This is a genomic window from Actinoplanes sp. CA-252034 (assembly GCF_050956125.1).
Taxonomy (GTDB): Bacteria; Actinomycetota; Actinomycetes; order Mycobacteriales; family Micromonosporaceae; genus Actinoplanes.
This window is the reverse complement of record NZ_CP191846.1, coordinates 1,628,208-1,646,050: the sequence shown is the minus strand read 5'-3', so window position 1 is coordinate 1,646,050 and position 17,843 is coordinate 1,628,208. Positions and strand designations below refer to the sequence as shown.

Here is a 17,843-nt window from a genome sequence, read left to right as displayed (position 1 = left end):
TCCTTTTTACGTGAAACCGTCTGAATGACATTCGGGTAATTTGACCTTCCCGCGAAGGAGAGACCCGTGCAGGAACGCGAACTCCGCTGCGTCATCTGCGACGGCGACATGCTCTTCGAGGTGCCGCCCTGCGAGGACGGCCACGACGACTGCCCCGAGCTGGTCTGCACCCGCTGCGGGGCCGCCGAGGTGGTCGCCCCGATCGTCGTCCACCTGTGGAGACCCGGCGAGAAGACCAGACGTGTCGCGCCTCACCAGAGATCCGCCGCCTGATCGCTGTCACAGATCGCGGCACCACCCGGTCATCACTGTCGTCCGAGCAGTTCCGACGAACAGTAAGGCCGAGAAATGAAGATCGCAGTCATCGGCGGCACCGGGCTCATCGGGTCCCAGGTGGTCCGGATGCTGACCACCGACGGGCACGACGTGCTGCCGCTCTCCCCGTCGACCGGCGTGGACCTGCTCACCGGGGCGGGCCTGCCGGAGGCGCTGGCCGGCGCCGACGTCGTCGTCAACCTCACCAACTCGCCGACCTTCGACGAGGCGTCTCCCGCGTTCTTCCGGACGACCATGCAGAACATGCTGTCGGCCGCCGCGTCCGCCGGCGTCGGCCATGCGGTGATCCTGTCGATCGTCGGGGTCGACGAGGTACCGGACCTCGACTACTACCGCGCCAAGGTGCTGCAGGAGGAGCTGCTGCAGACCGGCCCGGTGCCGTACTCGATCGTCCGGGCCACCCAGTTCTACGAGTTCGTCGACGCTGTCCTGTCGTGGACGTCCGACGAGAACACGGTCCGGCTGCCGGCCACCCCGGTCCAGCCGATGGCGGCGGCCGACGTGGCCCGGGCGGTGGCCGACGTCGCCGCCGGCGCCCCGCTCAACGGGATCCGCAACGTGGCGGGCCCGCAGGTGTACGGGCTCGACGAGCTGGGCCGGGTCGCCCTGTCCGCGCGGGGAGACCGGCGGGCCGTCGTCACCGACCCGGCCGCGGGCATGTTCGCCGCGGTCCCCGGTGACGTCCTGATCGGCCGGGCCGACGCCGTCCTGGCCCGCACGACCTTCCTGGAGTGGCTCTCCCGCTGACGGGAGTCGCTCGCGCGGCCAGGCCAAGACCGACTAGCGGCGACCCGCGACCCGCGACCGGCGACCGACGACCGACGACCGGCGACCGGCGACCGACGGGACTAGCAGCGACCGGCGCGACTAGCGGCGGGCGACCGGCGCAAGGCTCAGATCGCGGTCAGTTTCTCCGGGTTGACCATCCACAGCAGCTGATCGATGCCGTCGGCGGTGGCGGTGACGGCGAGCACGCCGTACACCGTCCCGCCGCGGCGCAGCACCACCGAGTCGTGGCCGTTGAGCCGCGCCCACTCCACCTCGACGTCGTCCCAGAACCAGGGCGCGATCGCCGTGAGGAAGTTGGTCACCCGCAGCGGGCCGACCACCGCGTGCCGCGACACCTGGTAGGCGCCGTTGCCGTCGGAGACGCTGCGCACGTCGGCGGCGAACAGCCGCTCCAGCTCCGCCATGTCGCCGGATCGGGCCGCCGCGACGAAGGCGGCCAGCAGCTCCCGCTGGGCCTCGGTGCTCACCGGAGCACGCCGCTCGCCGGTCACCCGCTTACGGGCGCGGCTGACCAACTGCCGGACGGCCGGTTCGGTCGAGTCGAGGATGTCGGCGATCTGCCCGTACGGATAGTCGAACGCCTCCCGCAGCACATAGGCGGCGCGTTCGTTCGGGGTCAGCTTCTCCATCAGCAGCAGCGCCGCGAGCTCCAGCGCCTCACCACGCTCGGCGCCCAGGTAGGGGTCGGCGCTGGTGTCGACCGGCTCGGGCAGCCACGGCCCGATGTAGGTCTCGCGGCGCACCCGGGCCGACTGCAGGGCGTTGATCGCCAGCCGGGTCGCCGTCGTGGTCAGGAAGCCGCCCGGGTTGTGGACCACGCTGCGGTCGGTGGTCTGCCAGCGCACCCAGACGTCCTGCACCACGTCCTCCGCCTCGGAGGCGCTGCTGAGCATGCGGTAGGCGATGCCGAACAGCCGTGGCCGGGCCTCGGTGAAGACGGCTGCCGCGTCATCGAGATCCTGCACGTCCACGGCTCGACCGTCCCTCCACAACGGGAAAGCCCGCACCCCCGGATCGGCGGGTGCGGGCTTCAGCGTGATCAGACCTACAGGTGTGCTTCCGGGTGGCGGGTGCCCGAGTAGTACTCGAAGAGCAGGCCACACGAGGCGAAGATCACCGCGACGAGGCCGAGGGCAAGCAGCCACCACATCCAGAACACCAGGCCCATAGCGGCCACCGCGGCGGCCAGGGCGATACCGAACGGCCAGTAGCTGCCCGGGCTGAAGAAGCCGACCTCGCCGGCGCCCTCGGCGATCTCGCCGTCTTCCCGGTCCTCCGGCCGCAGGTCGATCCGGCGGGCCACGAACCAGAAGAAGCCGGCGCACATCGAGCAGAGCAGTCCGGAAAGGATCAGCGCCACGACGCCCACCCACTCGACGCCACCCCGGAATCCGGCCGCGTCGGGGTCGGTGCCGGAGATGTTGCCGGTGCCGTGCGTGTAGACGCCGTAGACGGCAGCCGCGGCGAAGAGGAAGGCAGCGACAGCGGCGAAAATCTTGTATTCGGTCCTCACGTCAGCCCTACTTCCCTGCAGCCACGGTCTCGGGAGAGTTCCAGGTGTGCGACTGACGCCGCGTGTTGAACGGCGAGGTCCTCGTCGCGTACGGGTCCTGACCGATCGCGGTCAGCGCGTCCTGGGTCGACTTGCCCGCCTTGCGCGCCGCAAGGTACTGGTCGAACTCCGGTCCGGAGACCGTGACCAGCTCGAAGTTCATGAAAGCGTGGTACGTGCCGCACAGCTCGGCGCACCGGCCGACGTAGCGGCCCTCCTTGTCGAGGGTGACCTCGAAGACGTTGCGCACGTTGCCGGGGAAGACGTCCCGCTTGAACAGCATCTCCGGCACCCAGAACGAGTGGATGACGTCGCGGCTGGTCTCCTCGAACCGGATGGTCTGACCGACCGGCAGGACCAGGATCGGGATCACATCGGACGAACCGACGGTGGAGGCGACCGTGTTGGCCTTCTCACCCATCCCGTCGCGGTAGTTGAACTGCCAGTTCCACTTGAACGCGACGACCTCGACGACCTGGTCCGGGTCCTTCGAGAGCTTGTCGACGTTGGTCTGCACGACCGCGGTGTAGAAGAACAGCACCGCCACGATCAGGATCGGGGTGACCGTGTAGAGGATCTCCATCGGCATGTTGAACCGGGTCTGCACGGGCAGCTCGTCGCCGCGCTTCCGATACCGGATCACGCACCAGAAGATCAGGCCCCACACGCCGACGCCGACCGTGAGGGCCGCGATCGTCGATGCGATCCACAGGTCATACATCTCGTGGGCCTGCAGGGTGATGCCACGGCTCGGCCAGCCGAAGTGGCCGAAAGCATCTCCCCAGTCCGCGATCGAACAGCCCGATAGCAGCATCAGCAGCGTCGCGCCGCCGAGACCCAGCCCGGCCGCCCGGCCTACTGCCCGCGGCCTCGTGGCCGAACTCCTTGCGCCCACCTGCTTCTGCCTCCTTAGCAGCGCCGCCTGCCGAAACCGGACACCTGGCGGCAAGGCTCACCGACGGTCGCACACTACTCGACCAGGAACGGCCCGCTTCCCACCGGGGGGACCGTCGTGGAAAACACCCGGACAACCGGACGATACCGTTCCCTCTGTGGATTACACAGGCGATCCGGCCGGGGCGCACGCTTACCTGGACGCCGCTAGCGCGGCGCCTCTGCATCCGGTGGCACGCGAGGCCCTGCTCGCCTCCCTCGCCGACGGGTGGGCCGACCCCTCACGGCTCTACGCGGCGGGGCGGCGGGCCCAGCAGCTGCGCGACGCCTCCACCGCGGTGGTCGCCGAGCTTCTGGGGGTACGCGCGGACGAGCTCACTTTCTGGCCATCGGGGACGGCGGCCGCCCAGGCAGCGGTTCTCGGCGGACTCGGCGGCCGGAAGCGGGCCGGCCGCACCCTGGTCCACTCGGCGATCGAGCACTCGGCTGTCCTGCATGCGGCCCGCACCACCGAGGCCGTCGAGGTGGGGGTGGACCGGGTGGGCCGGCTCGACCTGGACGCCTGGGCGGCCGCCGTGCGCGGCGACGGGGTGGCCCTGGCGAGCCTGATCGGCGCGAGTCACGAAGTGGGAACGATTCAGCCGGTGGCCGCCGCCGCGCAGCTCTGCGCCGAGGCGGGCGTGCCGCTGTTCGTGGACGCGGCGCAGGTCGTCGGGCGGGCTGAGATGCCCACCGGCTGGTCGCTGCTGAGCGCCAGCGCGCACAAGTGGGGCGGCCCGCCCGGAGTGGGTGTCCTGGTCGTCCGCAAAGGTGTGCGCTGGCTCTCCCCGTACCCCCAGGATGATCTTCATCGCCCCGGCAACCCGGGCGCGCTCGGCCTGCCGCAAGTGGTGGCGGCGGCCGCGAGCCTGCGCGCCGTGGTGGGTGAGGCGGCGGCCGAGGCGGTCCGGCTGGGCGCGCTCGTCGACCGGATCCGGGAGCGGGTCGCGGCCACCGTGCCGGACGTGGAGATCGTCGGCGACCCGGTGCGGCGGCTGCCGCATCTGGTGACGTTCAGCTGCCTCTACGTGGACGGGGAGGCGCTGCTGCACGCGCTGGACCGGCACGGGTTCGCGGTCTCGTCGGGGTCGTCGTGCACGTCGTCGACGCTGCGGCCCAGTCACGTGCTGGAGGCGATGGGCGTGCTCAGCCACGGCAACGTGCGGGTGTCGCTGCACCGGGAGACCACCGAGGCGGACGTCGAGCGGTTCCTGGCGGTGCTGCCGGAGCTGGTCGCGGGCATCCGGAAGGAGGCCGGGCTCTGATCACCCTCGACTGCCGCGGGCTGCGCTGCCCGATCCCGGTGATCCGGCTGGCCAAGGCGATCCCGGGGGTGGCGGTCGGTGAGATCGTGCGGGTGCTCGCCGACGACCCGGCCGCGGCCAACGACATCCCTGCCTGGTGCCGGATGAAGGCTCAGGAGCTGGTCGCGGCCGACGGCCACCGGTTCGATGTGAGACGCGTTACCTGAGGTAGTCGATCACCTGTGGGACCGGGTCCTTGGCCAGGTGCGTGTCGACGACCAGGCGCGGGCCGAGGTACGGCTCGTACTCGGCCTGGCGCTCCAGGACCCGCACCCAGTCGGGGATGCCGTCGTGGTCGCGCGCCTTGAAGCGCTCCTCGACCCGGCGACGGTGCTCGGCGTCGTCGCCGCAGACCACCTCGACGACCCGCAACGGCACCGCCGTCCGCTCGGCCAGGTCGGTCCAGAGCTCCCGCGCCGACTTGACCGGATTGACCGCGTCGATGATCACGTGGTGGCCGATTCTGATCTGTTCCTCGGCGAGCGCGGCCACGACGCCGTAGGCGGCATGACCGGGGCGGGACTCATGCACGCCGTACCGCTGCAGGGTGAAGTCGACGATGTCGACCGCGAGGACCGCCGCGGGCAGCTCGGCTGCGACCGCGGCGGCCAGGGTGCTCTTGCCGACTCCGGGGAGGCCGGCGAAAACCGCTAGAACCATGTCTTGAGGTCTACGCCCTCAGACCGGCAGGAAGGGCGTGATCTCGGCAGCCGCCTCGTCGCCGTACGCGCCGGCGAACCGCTTGCCGAAGTCGGCGGCCCTGATGTCGTACTCCTGGGTGCCGACCGTCTCCAGCACCAGCGCGGCCACCAGCGAGCCGACCTGCGCGGCCCGCTCCAGGCCCAGGCCCCAGGACACGGCCGAGAAGAAGCCGGCCCGGAAGCCGTCGCCGACACCGGTCGGGTCCTCGCCGATCACGTCCGGGACGACCGGCACGTGGATGCGCTCGATCTCGCGGCCGGTGATCTCCACGCCGTCCTTGCCGAGCGTGGTGACCCGGATCTTGACGTGCTCCAGGACCTGATCGGCGGTCAGCTCGGCCTTGGTCTCCAGCAGGGACCGCTCGTAGTCGTTCGTCATCAGGTACTCGGCGCCGCTGATCAGGCTCAGCACGTCGGACCCGCTCATCCGGGCGAGCTGCTGCGACGGGTCGGCGATGAACCGGTAGCCCCGGGACCGGCACTCCTCCGAGTGGCGGATCATCGCGGCCGGGTCGTTCGCGCCGACCAGCACCAGATCGAGGCCGCCGGCCCGCTCGTAGACCGGAGCCAGCTCGATGTTGCGGGCCTCGGACATCGCGCCGGCGTAGAACGAGGCGATCTGGTTGAGGTCGTCGTCGGTGGTGCAGACGAACCGGGCGGTGTGCGCCACGTCGCTGACGTGCACCGAGTCACAGTCGACACCGTGCCGCTCCAGCCACGACCGGTAGTCGGCGAAGTCGGCGCCGACCGCGCCGACCAGGATCGGCCGCAGGCCCAGCTTGGCCATCCCGAAGGCGATGTTGGGAGCGACGCCGCCGCGCCGGACCACCAGGTCGTCGACGAGGAAGGACAGCGAGACCTTGTGCAACTGGTCGGCGATGAGCTGCTCGGCGAACCTGCCGGGGAAGTGCATCAGGTGGTCGGTGGCGATCGAGCCGGTGACGGCGATCTTCATTTCGGCCCTCGGGGGTCGGGAAACAGGGGCGTTACGGGTTGAGACTACCGGTCGGTTACAGCGAACAGGCCGCCCCGTGAACGGGACGGCCTGTTCGTCAGTTGCTGCTCAGTGGAAAGAGTCACCACAGGCGCAGGAGTTCTGCGCGTTCGGGTTGTCGATCGTGAAGCCCTGAGCGTCGATACGGTCGGCGAAGTCGATCGTCGCGCCCGCAAGATACGGAGCGCTCATCCGGTCCACCACGACCTCAACGCCGTCGAAGTCGCTGACGACGTCGCCGTCGAGCGAGCGCTCGTCGAAGAAGAGCTGGTAGCGCAGGCCGGAGCAGCCACCGGGCTGTACGGCGATACGCAGGCGCAGGTCGTCGCGCCCCTCCTGCTCGATCAGGGCCTTGACCTTCACCGCGGCGACGTCGGTGAGGTTGATGCCGGACGGGGCAGTCGCCTCGGTCGACTCGGTGTGCGCTTCAGTGGTCACTAGGTATCTCCCTGCCAGGTGCGGTCATGTGCCGTACCAGGCAACGCTAACCCCATTCCCCGGGATTCCCAATCCGGGGGAACACAGATCACCGGCTCCACTGCCCGGCCAGGCGCGTCGCGAGTTCTCGCAGGCCACGGGCGGGTTCGGCGAGAGCGGTCTCGACGCTGCCGAAATGCTCCACCAGGGTGTGCGTCTCGGTGACCCCGGCGGCCGCCGCCTCCCGCTGGCCGGTCTCGTTGCGCCCGGCCAGCACGAGGCAGGGCAGGCCACGGTCACGCGCGCCGGCCGCGATCCCGGCCACCACCTTGCCGCGCAGCGACTGGTGGTCGAACGAGCCCTCGCCGGTGATCACCAGGTCGGCCGCGTCCAGCTCGGCGTCCAGCCCGATCAGATTCGTGACCAGGTTGATACCCGAGGTCACCCGGCCACCGAGCGCGATCAGGGCGGCGCCGATCCCGCCGGCCGCTCCCCCGCCCGGCTGCAGTGCCAGCTCCTTGACGTCGAAGGCGCGCTCCAGGACCCCGGCGAAGTGCTCCAGCGCCGCGTCCAGCAGCAGCACGTCCTCGCGGGAGGCGCCCTTCTGCGGGCCGAACACGTTGCTGGCGCCGTGCAGGCCGATCAGCGGGTTGTCGACGTCCGTCGCGGCGACCAGGCGGACCTGCCGCAACTGGGGCACACCGCCCAGCGAGGCCGCGTTGATCAGGACGGCGCCGCCGTACGGCAGGGCGTAGCCGGTCTCGTCGAGCGGAGCCGCGCCGAGGGCGGCCAGCATGCCGGCGCCCCCGTCGTTGACCGCGGACCCGCCGAGGCCGACGACGATCTCGGCGGCGCCGGACTCCACTGCGGCGGCGAGCAGCAGGCCCAGGCCGTACGAGGTGGCCCGTCGCGGGTCACGCTCCTCGGTGGTGAGCAGGTGCAGGCCGCACGCCTGAGCGCTCTCGACGTAGGCGACGTCACCGGCCAGCAGGATCTCGCCGCGAGCCGGGCGGCCCAGCGGGTCGACCGTGTCGACGGTGATGCGCCGGCCGTCCAGGGCGGTGGCGAGCACCTCGACGAAGCCGGGGCCGCCGTCGGCGAGCGGACGCTGGACGAGGACGTCGCCGGGGGCGGACCATCCGTCGGCGACGGCCCGGGCGACCTCGGGGGCGGAAAGGGTGCCGGCGAACTTGTCCGGACAGATCAGTACGCGCACCCCGTGAGTGTGGCAGCACACCCTCCGGGGCGCAGCTACCGTCTCACCCGCTGTGCAACGATGACTGACGTGACGTCGACCTGGACCGAACCCTCGAACACCCCGCTGGCTCTGCTCCTGCTCGGTAAGGCCACCGACCCGGCCAGCGAGCGCGGGGTGGACTGCCCCGGCGATCTGCCCGCCCCCTCCGACCCGGACCTGGTGGCCCGGGCCACGGCGGCGAAGGCGGCGCTCGGCGACCGTGTGTTCGTGCTCGGCCACCACTACCAGCGTGACGAGGTCATCCAGTTCGCCGACGTCACCGGCGACTCGTTCAAGCTCGCCCAGCAGGCGGCGGCCCGGCCGGACGCCGAGTTCATCGTGTTCTGCGGCGTGCACTTCATGGCCGAGAGCGCGGACATCCTCACCACGCCGTCCCAGCGCGTCATCCTGCCCGACCTCGCGGCCGGCTGCTCGATGGCCGACATGGCGGTGCTCGGGCAGGTCGAGACGGCCTGGGAGCACTTCCAGGACCTCGGCATCACCGACCAGATCGTCCCCGTGACGTACATGAACTCGTCGGCTGACATCAAGGGCTTCGTCGGCCGCAACGATGGTGTGGTCTGCACCTCGTCCAACGCCAAGCGCGCCCTCGACTGGTCGTTCGAGCAGGGTTCCAAGGTGTTCTTCCTGCCCGACCAGCACCTGGGCCGCAACACCGCCGTGCTGGAGATGGGCTTCGAGCTGGACGACTGCGTCCTCTACGACCCGCACAAGCCGCAGGGCGGGCTCACCGACGAGCAGCTGATCAACGCGCGGATGATCCTGTGGCGCGGGCACTGCTCGGTGCACGGCCGGTTCACCATCGACAGCGTCCGTGAGGTCCGCGAGCGCGTGCCCGGCGTCAACGTGCTGGTCCACCCGGAGTGCCGGCACGACGTGGTCCGGGCCGCCGACTACGTCGGCTCGACCGAGTACATCATCAAGGCCCTCGACGCGGCGCCGTCCGGTTCGGCGTGGGCGGTGGGCACCGAGCTCAATCTGGTACGCCGGCTCGCGCTCGCCCACCCGGACAAGCAGATCATGTTCCTCGACCGTGCGGTCTGCTACTGCTCCACCATGAATCGGATCGACCTCCCCCATCTGGTCTGGACGCTGGAGGAGCTGGTGGCCGGCCGTGTGCCGAACGTCATCACGGTGGATGAGAAGACCGCGCGCGAGGCTCGGGTCGCGCTCGACCGGATGCTGGCCCTGCCGTAACCCTGGGTAGTCAAACGAATCCACCCACATGGCTGATTCTTTAAGCGCGCCTTAGTCAACAGCATTTAAACGGCGTTTCAACGCTCGCCACGGCTGCCGTGGTTGTCACTCAGCGCTATGCTTCCCCGGTTGCAGAATCGGGTACCCCCGCCCGCGCTCTGCTTTTCGACTTCGGGCGCTCTCGCGCCCACCGGCTGGAGGTTACGTTGACCGACGATGTCCTCATCGTGCACGGCGGTACGCCGCTGCAGGGACAGATCCGGGTCCGTGGCGCCAAGAATCTCGTATCCAAGGCCATGGTCGCCGCGCTGCTGGGCGAGTCACCGAGCCGCCTCTACGACGTCCCGCGGATTCGTGACGTGGAGGTGGTCAGTGGCCTCCTCGAGCTGCACGGTGTGAAGGTCGCCGCCGGCGTCGAAGAGGGCGAGCTGGTGATGGACCCCACCAACGTGGAGTCCGCCAGCACCGACGAGATCAACGTGCACGCGGGCTCGAGCCGCATCCCGATCCTGCTCTGCGGCCCGTTGCTGCACCGCCTGGGTCACGCGTTCATCCCGGACCTGGGCGGCTGCCACATCGGCCCCCGCCCGATCGACTTCCACATCAGGGCGCTGCGCGAGTTCGGCGCGGTCGTCGACAAGACCCCGAGGGCATGCACCTGAGCGCCCCGAACGGTCTGCACGGCGCCAAGCTGGAGCTGCCGTACCCGAGCGTCGGCGCGACCGAGCAGGTGCTGCTCACCGCGGTCCGCGCGGAGGGCGTCACCGAGCTGCGCAACGCGGCCATCGAGCCGGAGATCATGGACCTCATCTGCATCCTGCAGAAGATGGGCGCCATCATCACCGTGCACACCGACCGGGTCATCGAGATCCAGGGCGTGCCCCGGCTGTACGGCTACGAGCACAAGCCGATCCCGGACCGGATCGAGGCCGCCAGCTGGGCCGCCGCCGCGCTCGCCACCCGTGGTGAGATCGAGGTGGTCGGCGCCCGCCAGGCCGACATGATGACGTTCCTGAACGTCTTCCGGTCCATCGGCGGCGAGCTGAAGATCACCGATGACCGGGTGGCCCGCGAGGGTGTCTCCGGCGCCGAGGGCGGCATCAAGTTCTGGCACCCCGGCGGCGAGCTCAAGGCCGTCGCGCTGGAGACCGACGTGCACCCCGGTTTCATGACCGACTGGCAGCAGCCGCTCGTGGTCGCGCTGACCCAGGCCCGCGGCATCTCGATCATGCACGAGACGGTGTACGAGCAGCGGCTGGGCTACACCGAGGCGCTGAACCAGATGGGCGCGACCATCCAGGTCTACCGGGACTGCCTCGGTGGCACCCCGTGCCGGTTCGGCCGCCGCAACTTCATGCACTCCGCGGTCATCGCCGGCCCGTCCAAGCTGCACGCGGCCGACCTGCGCATCCCCGACCTGCGGGCCGGGTTCGCGCACCTGATCGCGGCGCTGGCCGCCGAGGGCACCTCGCGGGTCTACGGCGTCGACCTGATCAAGCGCGGCTACGAGGACTTCGAGGCCAAGCTGGCCGCCCTCGGCGCTCACGTCGAGCGGCCCTGATCAGCGATTTCGTCACGATCGACGGCGCGGTGTGTAACACACCGCGCCGTTTGGCTACGCTTCTGGGGTGTCCCCGCTGTTTCGCCGCAAGTCCACCGACCTCGTCGCCGACGCCACCGCCTCGGTGACCGAGGACGAGTCCGTCGCAGCCCAACGCAAGGGCTACACCCCCAGCAAGAAAGAGCTGGGCGTGGTCACCCCGAAACGGACCGTCCAGGGCCGCCGCGTGCAGGATCCGGCGCCCGCCAACCGCAAAGAGGCCTACAAGCAGCTCCGTGAGCGGCAGCGGGCCGAGCGGCTCGAGGCGTCCGAGGGGATGCGCAACGGTGACGAGCGCTATCTGCTCGCCCGTGACCGGGGGCCGGAGCGCTCCCTGGTCCGCGACATCGTCGACTCGCGGCGCACCGCCGGGTCGTACTTCATCGCCGGCGCCGTGATCGTGCTGATCGGCTCGTCGATCCGGATCCCGGCCGTGCAGCTCGCCAGCAACCTGCTGTGGGCCGGTCTGGCGCTGGCCGTCCTCATCGACAGCATCTTCATCAGCCGGCGTATCAAGAAGCTGGTCCGCGCCCGCTTCCCGGAGACCACGCAGCGGCTCGGGTCGCTGTATTTCTACGGCATCATGCGCGGTCTGACGTTCCGCCGGATGCGGGTGCCGAAGCCGAAGGTGGATCTCGGCGCGTCTGTCTGACCTGACCTGACCGGAGAACGCGGAGGCCCTCGGCTTCCGCGTTCTTCGTGTTCCCGGCCGGTTCCGCAACGCTCACGGGGTCATTCGACGCCGGCCAGGCGGAGCAGGGCCGTGTTCCCGGCCGGTTCCGCAACGCTCACGGGGTCATTCGACGCCGGCCAGGCGGAGCAGGGCCGTCACCGCGGCGGCGGCGATCACCACCAGCACGAACGGCGCCCTGCGCCAGGCCAGCAGGGCGCCGGTCAGCACTCCGGCGGGGCGGGCGAAGCCGGCGAACTCGCTTCCGGCCATCAGGGCGGCTGTCGCGGCCAGCGCCGCCAGAAGGGCCGCCGCTGACATCGGGAGCATCCGCTGCAGGGAGGCGGAGAGCTCCAGGCGGTCCCGGAGCAGGACGCCGCTGAGGCGGAAGGCATAGGTGCCGACGGCAAGCACCAGGATCGCGGCGATCAGCACTGCTCCCCCTCGGAGACGTCACCGGCGGTGGAGCCCGCACGCACGGGACCGGCGATGGAATCGGGCGCGGAACCGGACGAGCCGGCGGGCGCGGAACCGGCCTGCCCGGTGGACGCGGAACCGGACCGGTCGGTGGACGCGGAACCGGACGGGCCGGTGGGCGCGGAACCGGGTGGGTCTGGTGGGGCGGGGCGGCGCCTGAGGGCTCCGGGCCGGACGAGGACCAGTAGGCCGAGCAGGGCGCACATCACCGGCAGACCGGCCGGCAGGATCGGGGTCGACAGGACTGCCAGGGTGGCGCCGGTCAGGGCGACCAGGCGGGTGTCGCGGTCCCGTAGGGACGGCAGGATCAGGGCTATCAGGCCGGCCGGGAAAGCGGCGTCGAGGCCGAGGGCGTCCGGGTCGCCGGTCGCGCCGCCGAGCAGCACGCCCAGGAGGACGCCGGTGTTCCAGCACACGAACAGGCTGGTGCCGACCAGCCAGTAGACGCGGCGCCGGGCGGCCGGCTCGGACTCGGCCAGCGCGAAGGCGACCGTCTCGTCGGTCATCAGGTGGCTGCCGACCAGGCGGTCTCGCCAGCGGGAGCCGATGGTGTCCGCGACGGCCAGGCCGAACGGCAGGTGGCGGGCGTTGAGCAGCAGGCCGGCGAGGACGGCGGCGATCGGGTTGCCGGCCGCCAGCAGGCCGACCGCCAGGAACTGGGCGCCACCGGCGAAGATCACCACCGACATGACGACCGGGACCCAGGCGGGCAGGCCGGAGGCGATCGCGATGGCGCCGAAGGAGGCGCCGACCGCCATCGACGCGGCGGCCAGTGCGCCGATGTCGCGGAGCTGGGCGCGCGTTCGATATAACGTCCCCATAGTTCGACATGCTGAACGATCCGCGATGCGTTCGTCAAACCGAACGCTTGGACCGATGGAGCGAACAATGCAACAACCGGCACCCCCGCTGGCCGCCATCGCCGCCGCCCTGCGCAGGGAACGGGACCGGGCCGGGATCTCCCTCGCCGAGCTGGCCCGCCGCGCGGGGCTGGCCAAGTCGACGCTGTCCCAGCTGGAGTCCGGCGCCGGCAACCCGAGCATCGAGACGCTGTGGGCGCTCGGGGTGGCGCTCGGCGTCCCGTTCAGCCGGCTGGTCGAGCCGCCGCCGGCACCGGTGCGCGTGGTCCGGTCCGGTAGCAGCCCCCGAGTGCGGGCCGAGGGGGCCGACTTCTACGGCACCCTGCTGGCGGCCGGGGTGCCCGGCACCCGGCGGGACGTCTACGTGCTCGAGCTGGAACCCGGCGCGCGCCGCGACGCCGACCCCCACATTCCGGGCAGCGTCGAGCACATGGTGGTGTCGGCGGGCCTGATCCGGACCGGTCCGATCGACGAACTGGTCGAGGTGGGCCCGGGCGACTACGTGACGTTCCCGGGAGATGTGCCGCACAGCTACGAGGCCCTCGAACCGGGCTCGTGGGCAGTCCTGATCATGGAACACCGGTAGGACGGCCGGCCGTCGCCCGGACAGGTCGCCCACCTCCTGATAGCCGCCGGTCAGGGGCCGGTGTAGAGGCGGGCCACCACGTCCTCGATGTCCGGCTCCAGCAGGGACAGATCGCGGACCTGGGCCGCGGACACCAGGGCCGCCACCGCGGCGGCCGCCGTCGTGGATTCCAGCGAGAAGGTGACCCGGTGACCATTAGCGGTCACGCTCGTCAGCACGGTGCCCGGCAGGGCGAAGTCCGGCGGCAGGGGCTGCTCCAGATCGGCGACCAGGCTGCGGCGGGAGCCGTACCGGGCGTGCAGGGCCTCGATGCTGCCGTCGTGCACCACCCGGCCGTGATCGATCACCACGAGACGTTCGCAGAGACGCTCGATGTCGGCGAGATCGTGGGTGGTCAGCACCAGGGTCACGTCACCGGTTGCGCCGAGCTCGGCCAGGAACGAGCGGACCGCCTGCTTGCTGACCACGTCCAGGCCGATCGTCGGCTCGTCCAGGAACAGCACCTCGGGGCCGTGCAGCAGGGACGCGGTCAGCTCGCCGCGCATCCGCTGCCCCAGGGACAGCTGCCGGACCGGGGTGTCCAGGAAGTCGTCCAGGTCGAGCAGGTCACGGCAGCGCCTCAGACGGGCCGCGTGCTCGGCGGCCGGCACCCGGTAGATGTGCCGGAGCAGCTCGAACGACTCGTGCAGCGGCAGATCCCACCACAGCTGCGAGCGCTGGCCGAAGACCACGCCGATCCGCAGCGCCAGCCTCGTCCGCTGCGGCACCGGCGCGAGGCCGCACACCGACACCTCTCCGGAGCTCGGGGTCAGCACGCCGGTGAGCATCTTCAGGGTGGTCGACTTCCCGGCGCCGTTCGGGCCGATGTAACCGACCATCTCGCCCCGTTCGATCGTGAGGCTGACGCCGTCCACGGCCGCTACCGTCCGCTTCTTGCGTCGAAGACGGCCGGCTTTCACCCGTACCGTGAAATGCTTTTGAAGGTCCTGCATTTTGATCATGATCCGGTGCTCCGGTAGTGACGGATGCCGGTGCGCCAGACGGCGGCGGCGAGGGCCGCCGCGCCGAGCGCCACCAGCGGCGAGAGGAAGCCGGCCCAGGCCGGCAGGCGGAGCGGATCGGCCCGGCCGAGCAGCGCGAGCGCAGGCTGATAGGCGACGAACCCGAAACCGAGCGCATACGCGAAAACATTGCGGAACCAACTGCCGTAAACCGAGATGGGGTACGACGTGAAGTCGCGCCCGCCGTAGGTGAAGGCCGCCCCGATCTCCCCGGAGTCGACCCACCAGAACGCCAGACTGGCGCTGATCACGAAGATCGACCCGAAGAAGGCCGCCGCCGCGAGCGGGGTGATCATCATCAGCAGCACCCGGCCCGGCGTCCAGTGGATGTCGTTCGCCGCGACCGCCACGCCCAGCACGACGAACCCGAACACCACCCGCAGCGCCTTGCGAACCGGCAGGTCCATGAGCAGCAGTTGCGGGAGCGCGGGCAGCGGCCGGACCAGCACCGCGTCGAGGGTCCCGGCCCGCACGTAGGACTTCAGCCGGTCCACATTGCCGACCGTGAGATCGGCCAGCGCGAACCCGGCCGAGCTCAACCCCACGATCAGCATCGCCTCACGCAGGCTGAACCCGCCGACCGCCGGGGTCGCCCGGAACAGCACCAGCACCGTGATCACGTCGAACACCGTCGCGCCCACGTTCCCGAACAGCTCCACCAGGAACGACGTCCGGTACGACGTGGCCGACCGCAGCTGCGCCGCCCCGAGAGCCGTATACGCCTTCAGGTCACCCACCCTGCACCACCAGACGCCGCTCGGCCCGCCGCTGCACCAGCCCGGCCAGCGCCAGCATCACGACCGCCCACACCACCTGCAGGCCGACCAGCCCCGCCTGCAGCGCCGGGCCGTCCCGCTCGGCGATCACGTCCAGTGGCGTCTGCAACAGGCTCGGCAAGGGCGTCGCCACCCACAGCGTCACCGCCACCTCCTCCGGGAGCAGGCGCAACGGGAAGTACAGGCCACCGAGCACGCCGGAGCCCAGCGTCCACAGTGTGATCGGGCCGCGGGCGTCCTGCAGCCAATAGGCGGTCGCGTTCACGACATAGCGGCAGCCGAAGCAGATGACCACGGCCAGAGTCACCGAGACCGCGAACAACGGAACCGTCTGCCACCGGGCCGGGGTGTGCAGCGGGAAGAACAGGGCACCGGCCAGCAACGGCGGGCCGAACCGGGTCATCATGCCGTGCAGGGCCCGGCCCAGGTCGGCGGCGAGAAAGCCGGTGACCGGGGCGATAGGACGTAACAGGTCGGCCGCGATGTCGCCGGAGCGGATCCGGTCGGCCAGCTCGGTCCATCCCCAGATACCGATGACACTCAGTAGACCCTGACCCACCCAGACATAGAGCGCGAGCTGCCCGGCGTCGTAACCGGCGGGCCGCTGCCCGACAGCACCCTCGGCCACCGCGAGCAGCACGTAACAACGAAGGAAGCCGAACACGACGTTGGTGAACGTTCCGGCTATGGTGGCCTGCCGGTAGGTGGCGTAGCGCCGGAAACCTGACCGGATCAGCGCACCGAAAGTAGCGGTTGAGGCGCGGAACGGACTGATTCGAGAGTTCGTCGGCACGCTGGCGTCTCGCTGGCTCACGCAGTTAATCTCCTTTCCAAACCCCCGCGACGGAGCCGGGCGACTCTACGCGGGTCCCCGGCCGGGCGCGGCTCGATTTCTGACAGGTGGAGTTCGCCGTGACGGAGCGTTGCCATTCGACGGGCCAGGGCGCTCGATGAACGGATGGGGCTCCCGGCCGGGCGACAGCTGGGAGGACGAGCCGGCCTGGGTCTACGAGATCACCTGGGAGTGGGAGCCGCTGCCCGGGCAGCGTTATCCCGGCGATCCCGGGCGCCGCAAGGCCGTGCACACGCCGGTCTACGAGGCGTCGCGCGGCGGATCCGCGCCGGCCAGCTCCACACCGGTCAGCCCGGCGGGCCGCGCATCGGTTCCGGGCGCGTCACGGGCGGCCGAGCCTCGGGCCGGCGAGCCTCGGGCCGGCGAGTCTTGGGCCGGCGATCAGAATCAGTCACGGTACGAGGAGACGCGCCCCGAATCCCGCAGGCCCGGTGCCGCGCCGCAACCGCCTCGCGACGAGCCGTCCTGGAACCGGCCGCATCCCATGCCCGAACAGCGCCGTGGAGGTGTGCCCGTCTACGGCCCGCCCCCGGGACAGCCGGCGTCGGCACCCGTCTCGCCCGGGCGTGGAGGGCCGTCCACCGGACGGGTTCCGCAGCAGCCCGCGGCGGCCGATGCGGCCGGCTGGAACCGTGGGGCGCCGGCGGGTGGGTACGGCGGTCCACCGGTTCAGCCCGGCTCGGGGCGTGCGCCGCACGGCGATCCCCGTGGTGAGCAGTTCGGTCCTACGTCCTCCGGGCAGCCCGGTCACGGGTCGTCAGGTCACGGGTCGGCCGGTCAGTCCTCCTTCGGCGGGCCCGGGCAGTCGGGTTCCGGGCAGTCCGGTTCCAGGCCGTCCGGGGAGCCCGGGTTCGGCGGTCCTGGCGGCGGTGCCTCCTCGCAGCCGGGATTCGGCGGCCCCGGCGTCGGCCCCTCCGGGCAGCCGGGATTCGGCGGTCCAGGTAGCGGACCCTCCAGAGACCCCGGGTTCGGCGGTCCCGGTCAGTCCGGTCATGGCGTGGCCGGCTCCTCCTCCTCGACCGGGCCGGGGGCTCCCGGACCTGCGGGCCGTGGTGGGCAGGGGCGGCACGAAGGTGCTCCCGGTCGCCATGAGGGGCACCCCGGCAGGCACGAGCCCGGTCGCTTCGGTGCGCCGGCGGCACCGGCGGCCTCGACCGGATGGCCCCGACCCGACCAGGATCCCGGCTACCAGGGTCGGCGGCAGGTCCCGGAGCAGCCGATTCCCCGGCAGGGCGGCGAAGGCCGGCCAGCCCCCGGCCAGATGTCTCCGGCGGGTCCGGCCTACGGCGCCGCACGTCCGGCGCCCGCTGACGCCTTCCCCGCATACCCCGAGGACCGCCGCACCCACCGCGAGGGCCGCACGCCGGACGCCCCGTTCGACCTGCGTCCGGCGCCCCAGGACCGGAACTCCCCGACCCCGGCCCGCCCGGCGGCACAGCCGACCCGCGTCACACCGTCGCAGCCGGTCGCGCCAGCTGC

Annotated in this window: 19 protein-coding genes and 1 pseudogene; 8 read left to right on the top strand and 12 right to left on the bottom strand. The window is 71.0% G+C overall.

Features of this window, described 5'->3' with window-relative positions:
- Positions 1-66: 66 nt before the first annotated feature.
- Positions 67-273 (top strand): hypothetical protein, encoded by a 207-nt coding sequence (locus tag ACQPZW_RS07685; protein WP_433794133.1) that lies wholly within the window; start codon positions 67-69, stop codon positions 271-273.
- A gap of 75 nt (positions 274-348) precedes the next feature.
- Positions 349-1,083: an SDR family oxidoreductase gene (locus ACQPZW_RS07680; RefSeq protein ID WP_433794132.1), complete on the top strand. Its 735-nt coding sequence runs from the start codon at positions 349-351 to the stop codon at positions 1,081-1,083.
- Between the two features lie 146 nt (positions 1,084-1,229).
- Here ACQPZW_RS07680 and sigJ read toward each other — a convergent pair whose 3' ends face one another.
- The 3 genes from sigJ to ctaC form a co-directional block, all read right to left on the bottom strand.
- Positions 1,230-2,096, bottom strand: a complete 867-nt coding sequence (sigJ, locus tag ACQPZW_RS07675) for an RNA polymerase sigma factor SigJ (RefSeq protein ID WP_433794131.1) — start codon at positions 2,094-2,096, stop codon at positions 1,230-1,232.
- A gap of 74 nt (positions 2,097-2,170) precedes the next feature.
- Positions 2,171-2,638 (bottom strand): cytochrome c oxidase subunit 4, encoded by a 468-nt coding sequence (locus ACQPZW_RS07670; protein ID WP_433794130.1) that lies wholly within the window; start codon positions 2,636-2,638, stop codon positions 2,171-2,173.
- A 7-nt stretch (positions 2,639-2,645) separates the two neighbouring features.
- A complete protein-coding gene (gene ctaC / locus ACQPZW_RS07665) occupies positions 2,646-3,572 on the bottom strand; it encodes an aa3-type cytochrome oxidase subunit II (protein ID WP_433794129.1) in 927 nt (308 codons plus the stop codon).
- A gap of 157 nt (positions 3,573-3,729) precedes the next feature.
- On the opposite strand from ctaC, the gene ACQPZW_RS07660 reads away from it, so the two are divergent.
- Together ACQPZW_RS07660 and ACQPZW_RS07655 are read left to right on the top strand one after the other, a co-directional pair.
- Complete coding sequence (locus ACQPZW_RS07660; RefSeq protein ID WP_433794128.1) at positions 3,730-4,875, top strand: cysteine desulfurase family protein; 1,146 nt, start codon at positions 3,730-3,732, stop codon at positions 4,873-4,875.
- Complete coding sequence (locus ACQPZW_RS07655) at positions 4,872-5,081, top strand: sulfurtransferase TusA family protein (protein WP_433797461.1); 210 nt, start codon at positions 4,872-4,874, stop codon at positions 5,079-5,081. The genes ACQPZW_RS07660 and ACQPZW_RS07655 overlap by 4 nt, the downstream gene beginning before the upstream one ends.
- Here the strand turns inward: ACQPZW_RS07655 and ACQPZW_RS07650 are convergent.
- The 4 genes from ACQPZW_RS07650 to ACQPZW_RS07635 form a co-directional block, all read right to left on the bottom strand.
- On the bottom strand, positions 5,074-5,574 hold the full coding sequence (locus tag ACQPZW_RS07650) for an AAA family ATPase (protein WP_433794127.1): 501 nt from the start codon (positions 5,572-5,574) through the stop codon (positions 5,074-5,076). The two genes, ACQPZW_RS07655 and ACQPZW_RS07650, sit on opposite strands and share 8 nt — an antisense overlap.
- 18 nt (positions 5,575-5,592) lie before the next feature.
- Positions 5,593-6,570: a carbohydrate kinase family protein gene (locus ACQPZW_RS07645; RefSeq protein ID WP_433794126.1), complete on the bottom strand. Its 978-nt coding sequence runs from the start codon at positions 6,568-6,570 to the stop codon at positions 5,593-5,595.
- Positions 6,571-6,678: 108 nt separating this feature from the next.
- Positions 6,679-7,047 carry an iron-sulfur cluster insertion protein ErpA gene (gene erpA, locus ACQPZW_RS07640; RefSeq protein ID WP_109592071.1) on the bottom strand — a complete coding sequence of 123 codons (369 nt, stop codon included), beginning with the start codon at positions 7,045-7,047 and terminating at the stop codon, positions 6,679-6,681.
- 88 nt (positions 7,048-7,135) lie between these two features.
- Positions 7,136-8,242, bottom strand: a complete 1,107-nt coding sequence (locus ACQPZW_RS07635; RefSeq protein ID WP_433794125.1) for a glycerate kinase family protein — start codon at positions 8,240-8,242, stop codon at positions 7,136-7,138.
- Positions 8,243-8,302: 60 nt separating this feature from the next.
- Here ACQPZW_RS07635 and nadA point away from each other — a divergent pair, with 60 nt between their 5' ends.
- The 3 genes and pseudogenes from nadA to ACQPZW_RS07620 all read left to right on the top strand — a co-directional run bounded on the left by nadA (position 8,303) and on the right by ACQPZW_RS07620 (position 11,733).
- Entirely contained in the window at positions 8,303-9,481 is a 1,179-nt protein-coding gene (gene nadA / locus ACQPZW_RS07630) for a quinolinate synthase NadA (protein ID WP_433794124.1), read from the top strand.
- A gap of 158 nt (positions 9,482-9,639) precedes the next feature.
- Positions 9,640-11,042, top strand: a pseudogene (gene murA / locus ACQPZW_RS07625) (UDP-N-acetylglucosamine 1-carboxyvinyltransferase).
- A 67-nt stretch (positions 11,043-11,109) separates the two neighbouring features.
- A complete protein-coding gene (locus ACQPZW_RS07620; protein WP_433794123.1) occupies positions 11,110-11,733 on the top strand; it encodes a DUF3043 domain-containing protein in 624 nt (207 codons plus the stop codon).
- Positions 11,734-11,877: 144 nt separating this feature from the next.
- On the opposite strand, the gene ACQPZW_RS07615 is transcribed toward ACQPZW_RS07620, so the two are convergent.
- A complete protein-coding gene (locus tag ACQPZW_RS07615) occupies positions 11,878-12,186 on the bottom strand; it encodes an AzlD domain-containing protein (protein WP_433794122.1) in 309 nt (102 codons plus the stop codon).
- Positions 12,180-13,049 (bottom strand): AzlC family ABC transporter permease, encoded by an 870-nt coding sequence (locus ACQPZW_RS07610; RefSeq protein WP_433794121.1) that lies wholly within the window; start codon positions 13,047-13,049, stop codon positions 12,180-12,182. The genes ACQPZW_RS07615 and ACQPZW_RS07610 overlap by 7 nt, the downstream gene beginning before the upstream one ends.
- A 67-nt stretch (positions 13,050-13,116) precedes the next feature.
- Here ACQPZW_RS07610 and ACQPZW_RS07605 point away from each other — a divergent pair, with 67 nt between their 5' ends.
- Positions 13,117-13,674, top strand: coding sequence for a helix-turn-helix domain-containing protein (locus ACQPZW_RS07605; protein WP_433794120.1), 558 nt, complete (start codon positions 13,117-13,119; stop codon positions 13,672-13,674).
- Between the two features lie 50 nt (positions 13,675-13,724).
- On the opposite strand, the gene ACQPZW_RS07600 is transcribed toward ACQPZW_RS07605, so the two are convergent.
- Genes ACQPZW_RS07600 through ACQPZW_RS07590 form a run of 3 tightly spaced genes read right to left on the bottom strand, consistent with a single transcriptional unit; the run spans position 13,725 to position 16,325 of the window.
- Complete coding sequence (locus tag ACQPZW_RS07600; protein ID WP_433794119.1) at positions 13,725-14,675, bottom strand: ABC transporter ATP-binding protein; 951 nt, start codon at positions 14,673-14,675, stop codon at positions 13,725-13,727.
- Positions 14,672-15,472, bottom strand: a complete 801-nt coding sequence (locus tag ACQPZW_RS07595; RefSeq protein WP_433794118.1) for an ABC transporter permease — start codon at positions 15,470-15,472, stop codon at positions 14,672-14,674. The genes ACQPZW_RS07600 and ACQPZW_RS07595 overlap by 4 nt, the downstream gene beginning before the upstream one ends.
- A complete protein-coding gene (locus tag ACQPZW_RS07590; protein ID WP_433794117.1) occupies positions 15,465-16,325 on the bottom strand; it encodes an ABC transporter permease in 861 nt (286 codons plus the stop codon). Before ACQPZW_RS07590 ends, ACQPZW_RS07595 begins: the two co-directional genes overlap by 8 nt.
- Positions 16,326-17,843: the final 1,518 nt, after the last annotated feature.

Bases quoted from the DNA above. Each gene is read 5' to 3' on its own strand.
- ACQPZW_RS07600 (WP_433794119.1), bottom strand. From the start codon at position 14,675: ATGATCAAAATGCAGGACCTTCAAAAGCATTTCACGGTACGGGTGAAA.
- ACQPZW_RS07680 (WP_433794132.1), top strand. From the start codon at position 349: ATGAAGATCGCAGTCATCGGCGGCACCGGGCTCATCGGGTCCCAGGTG.
- ACQPZW_RS07645 (WP_433794126.1), bottom strand. From the start codon at position 6,570: ATGAAGATCGCCGTCACCGGCTCGATCGCCACCGACCACCTGATGCAC.
- ACQPZW_RS07650 (WP_433794127.1), bottom strand. From the start codon at position 5,574: ATGGTTCTAGCGGTTTTCGCCGGCCTCCCCGGAGTCGGCAAGAGCACC.
- ACQPZW_RS07605 (WP_433794120.1), top strand. From the start codon at position 13,117: ATGCAACAACCGGCACCCCCGCTGGCCGCCATCGCCGCCGCCCTGCGC.
- ACQPZW_RS07610 (WP_433794121.1), bottom strand. From the start codon at position 13,049: ATGGGGACGTTATATCGAACGCGCGCCCAGCTCCGCGACATCGGCGCA.
- nadA (WP_433794124.1), top strand. From the start codon at position 8,303: ATGACTGACGTGACGTCGACCTGGACCGAACCCTCGAACACCCCGCTG.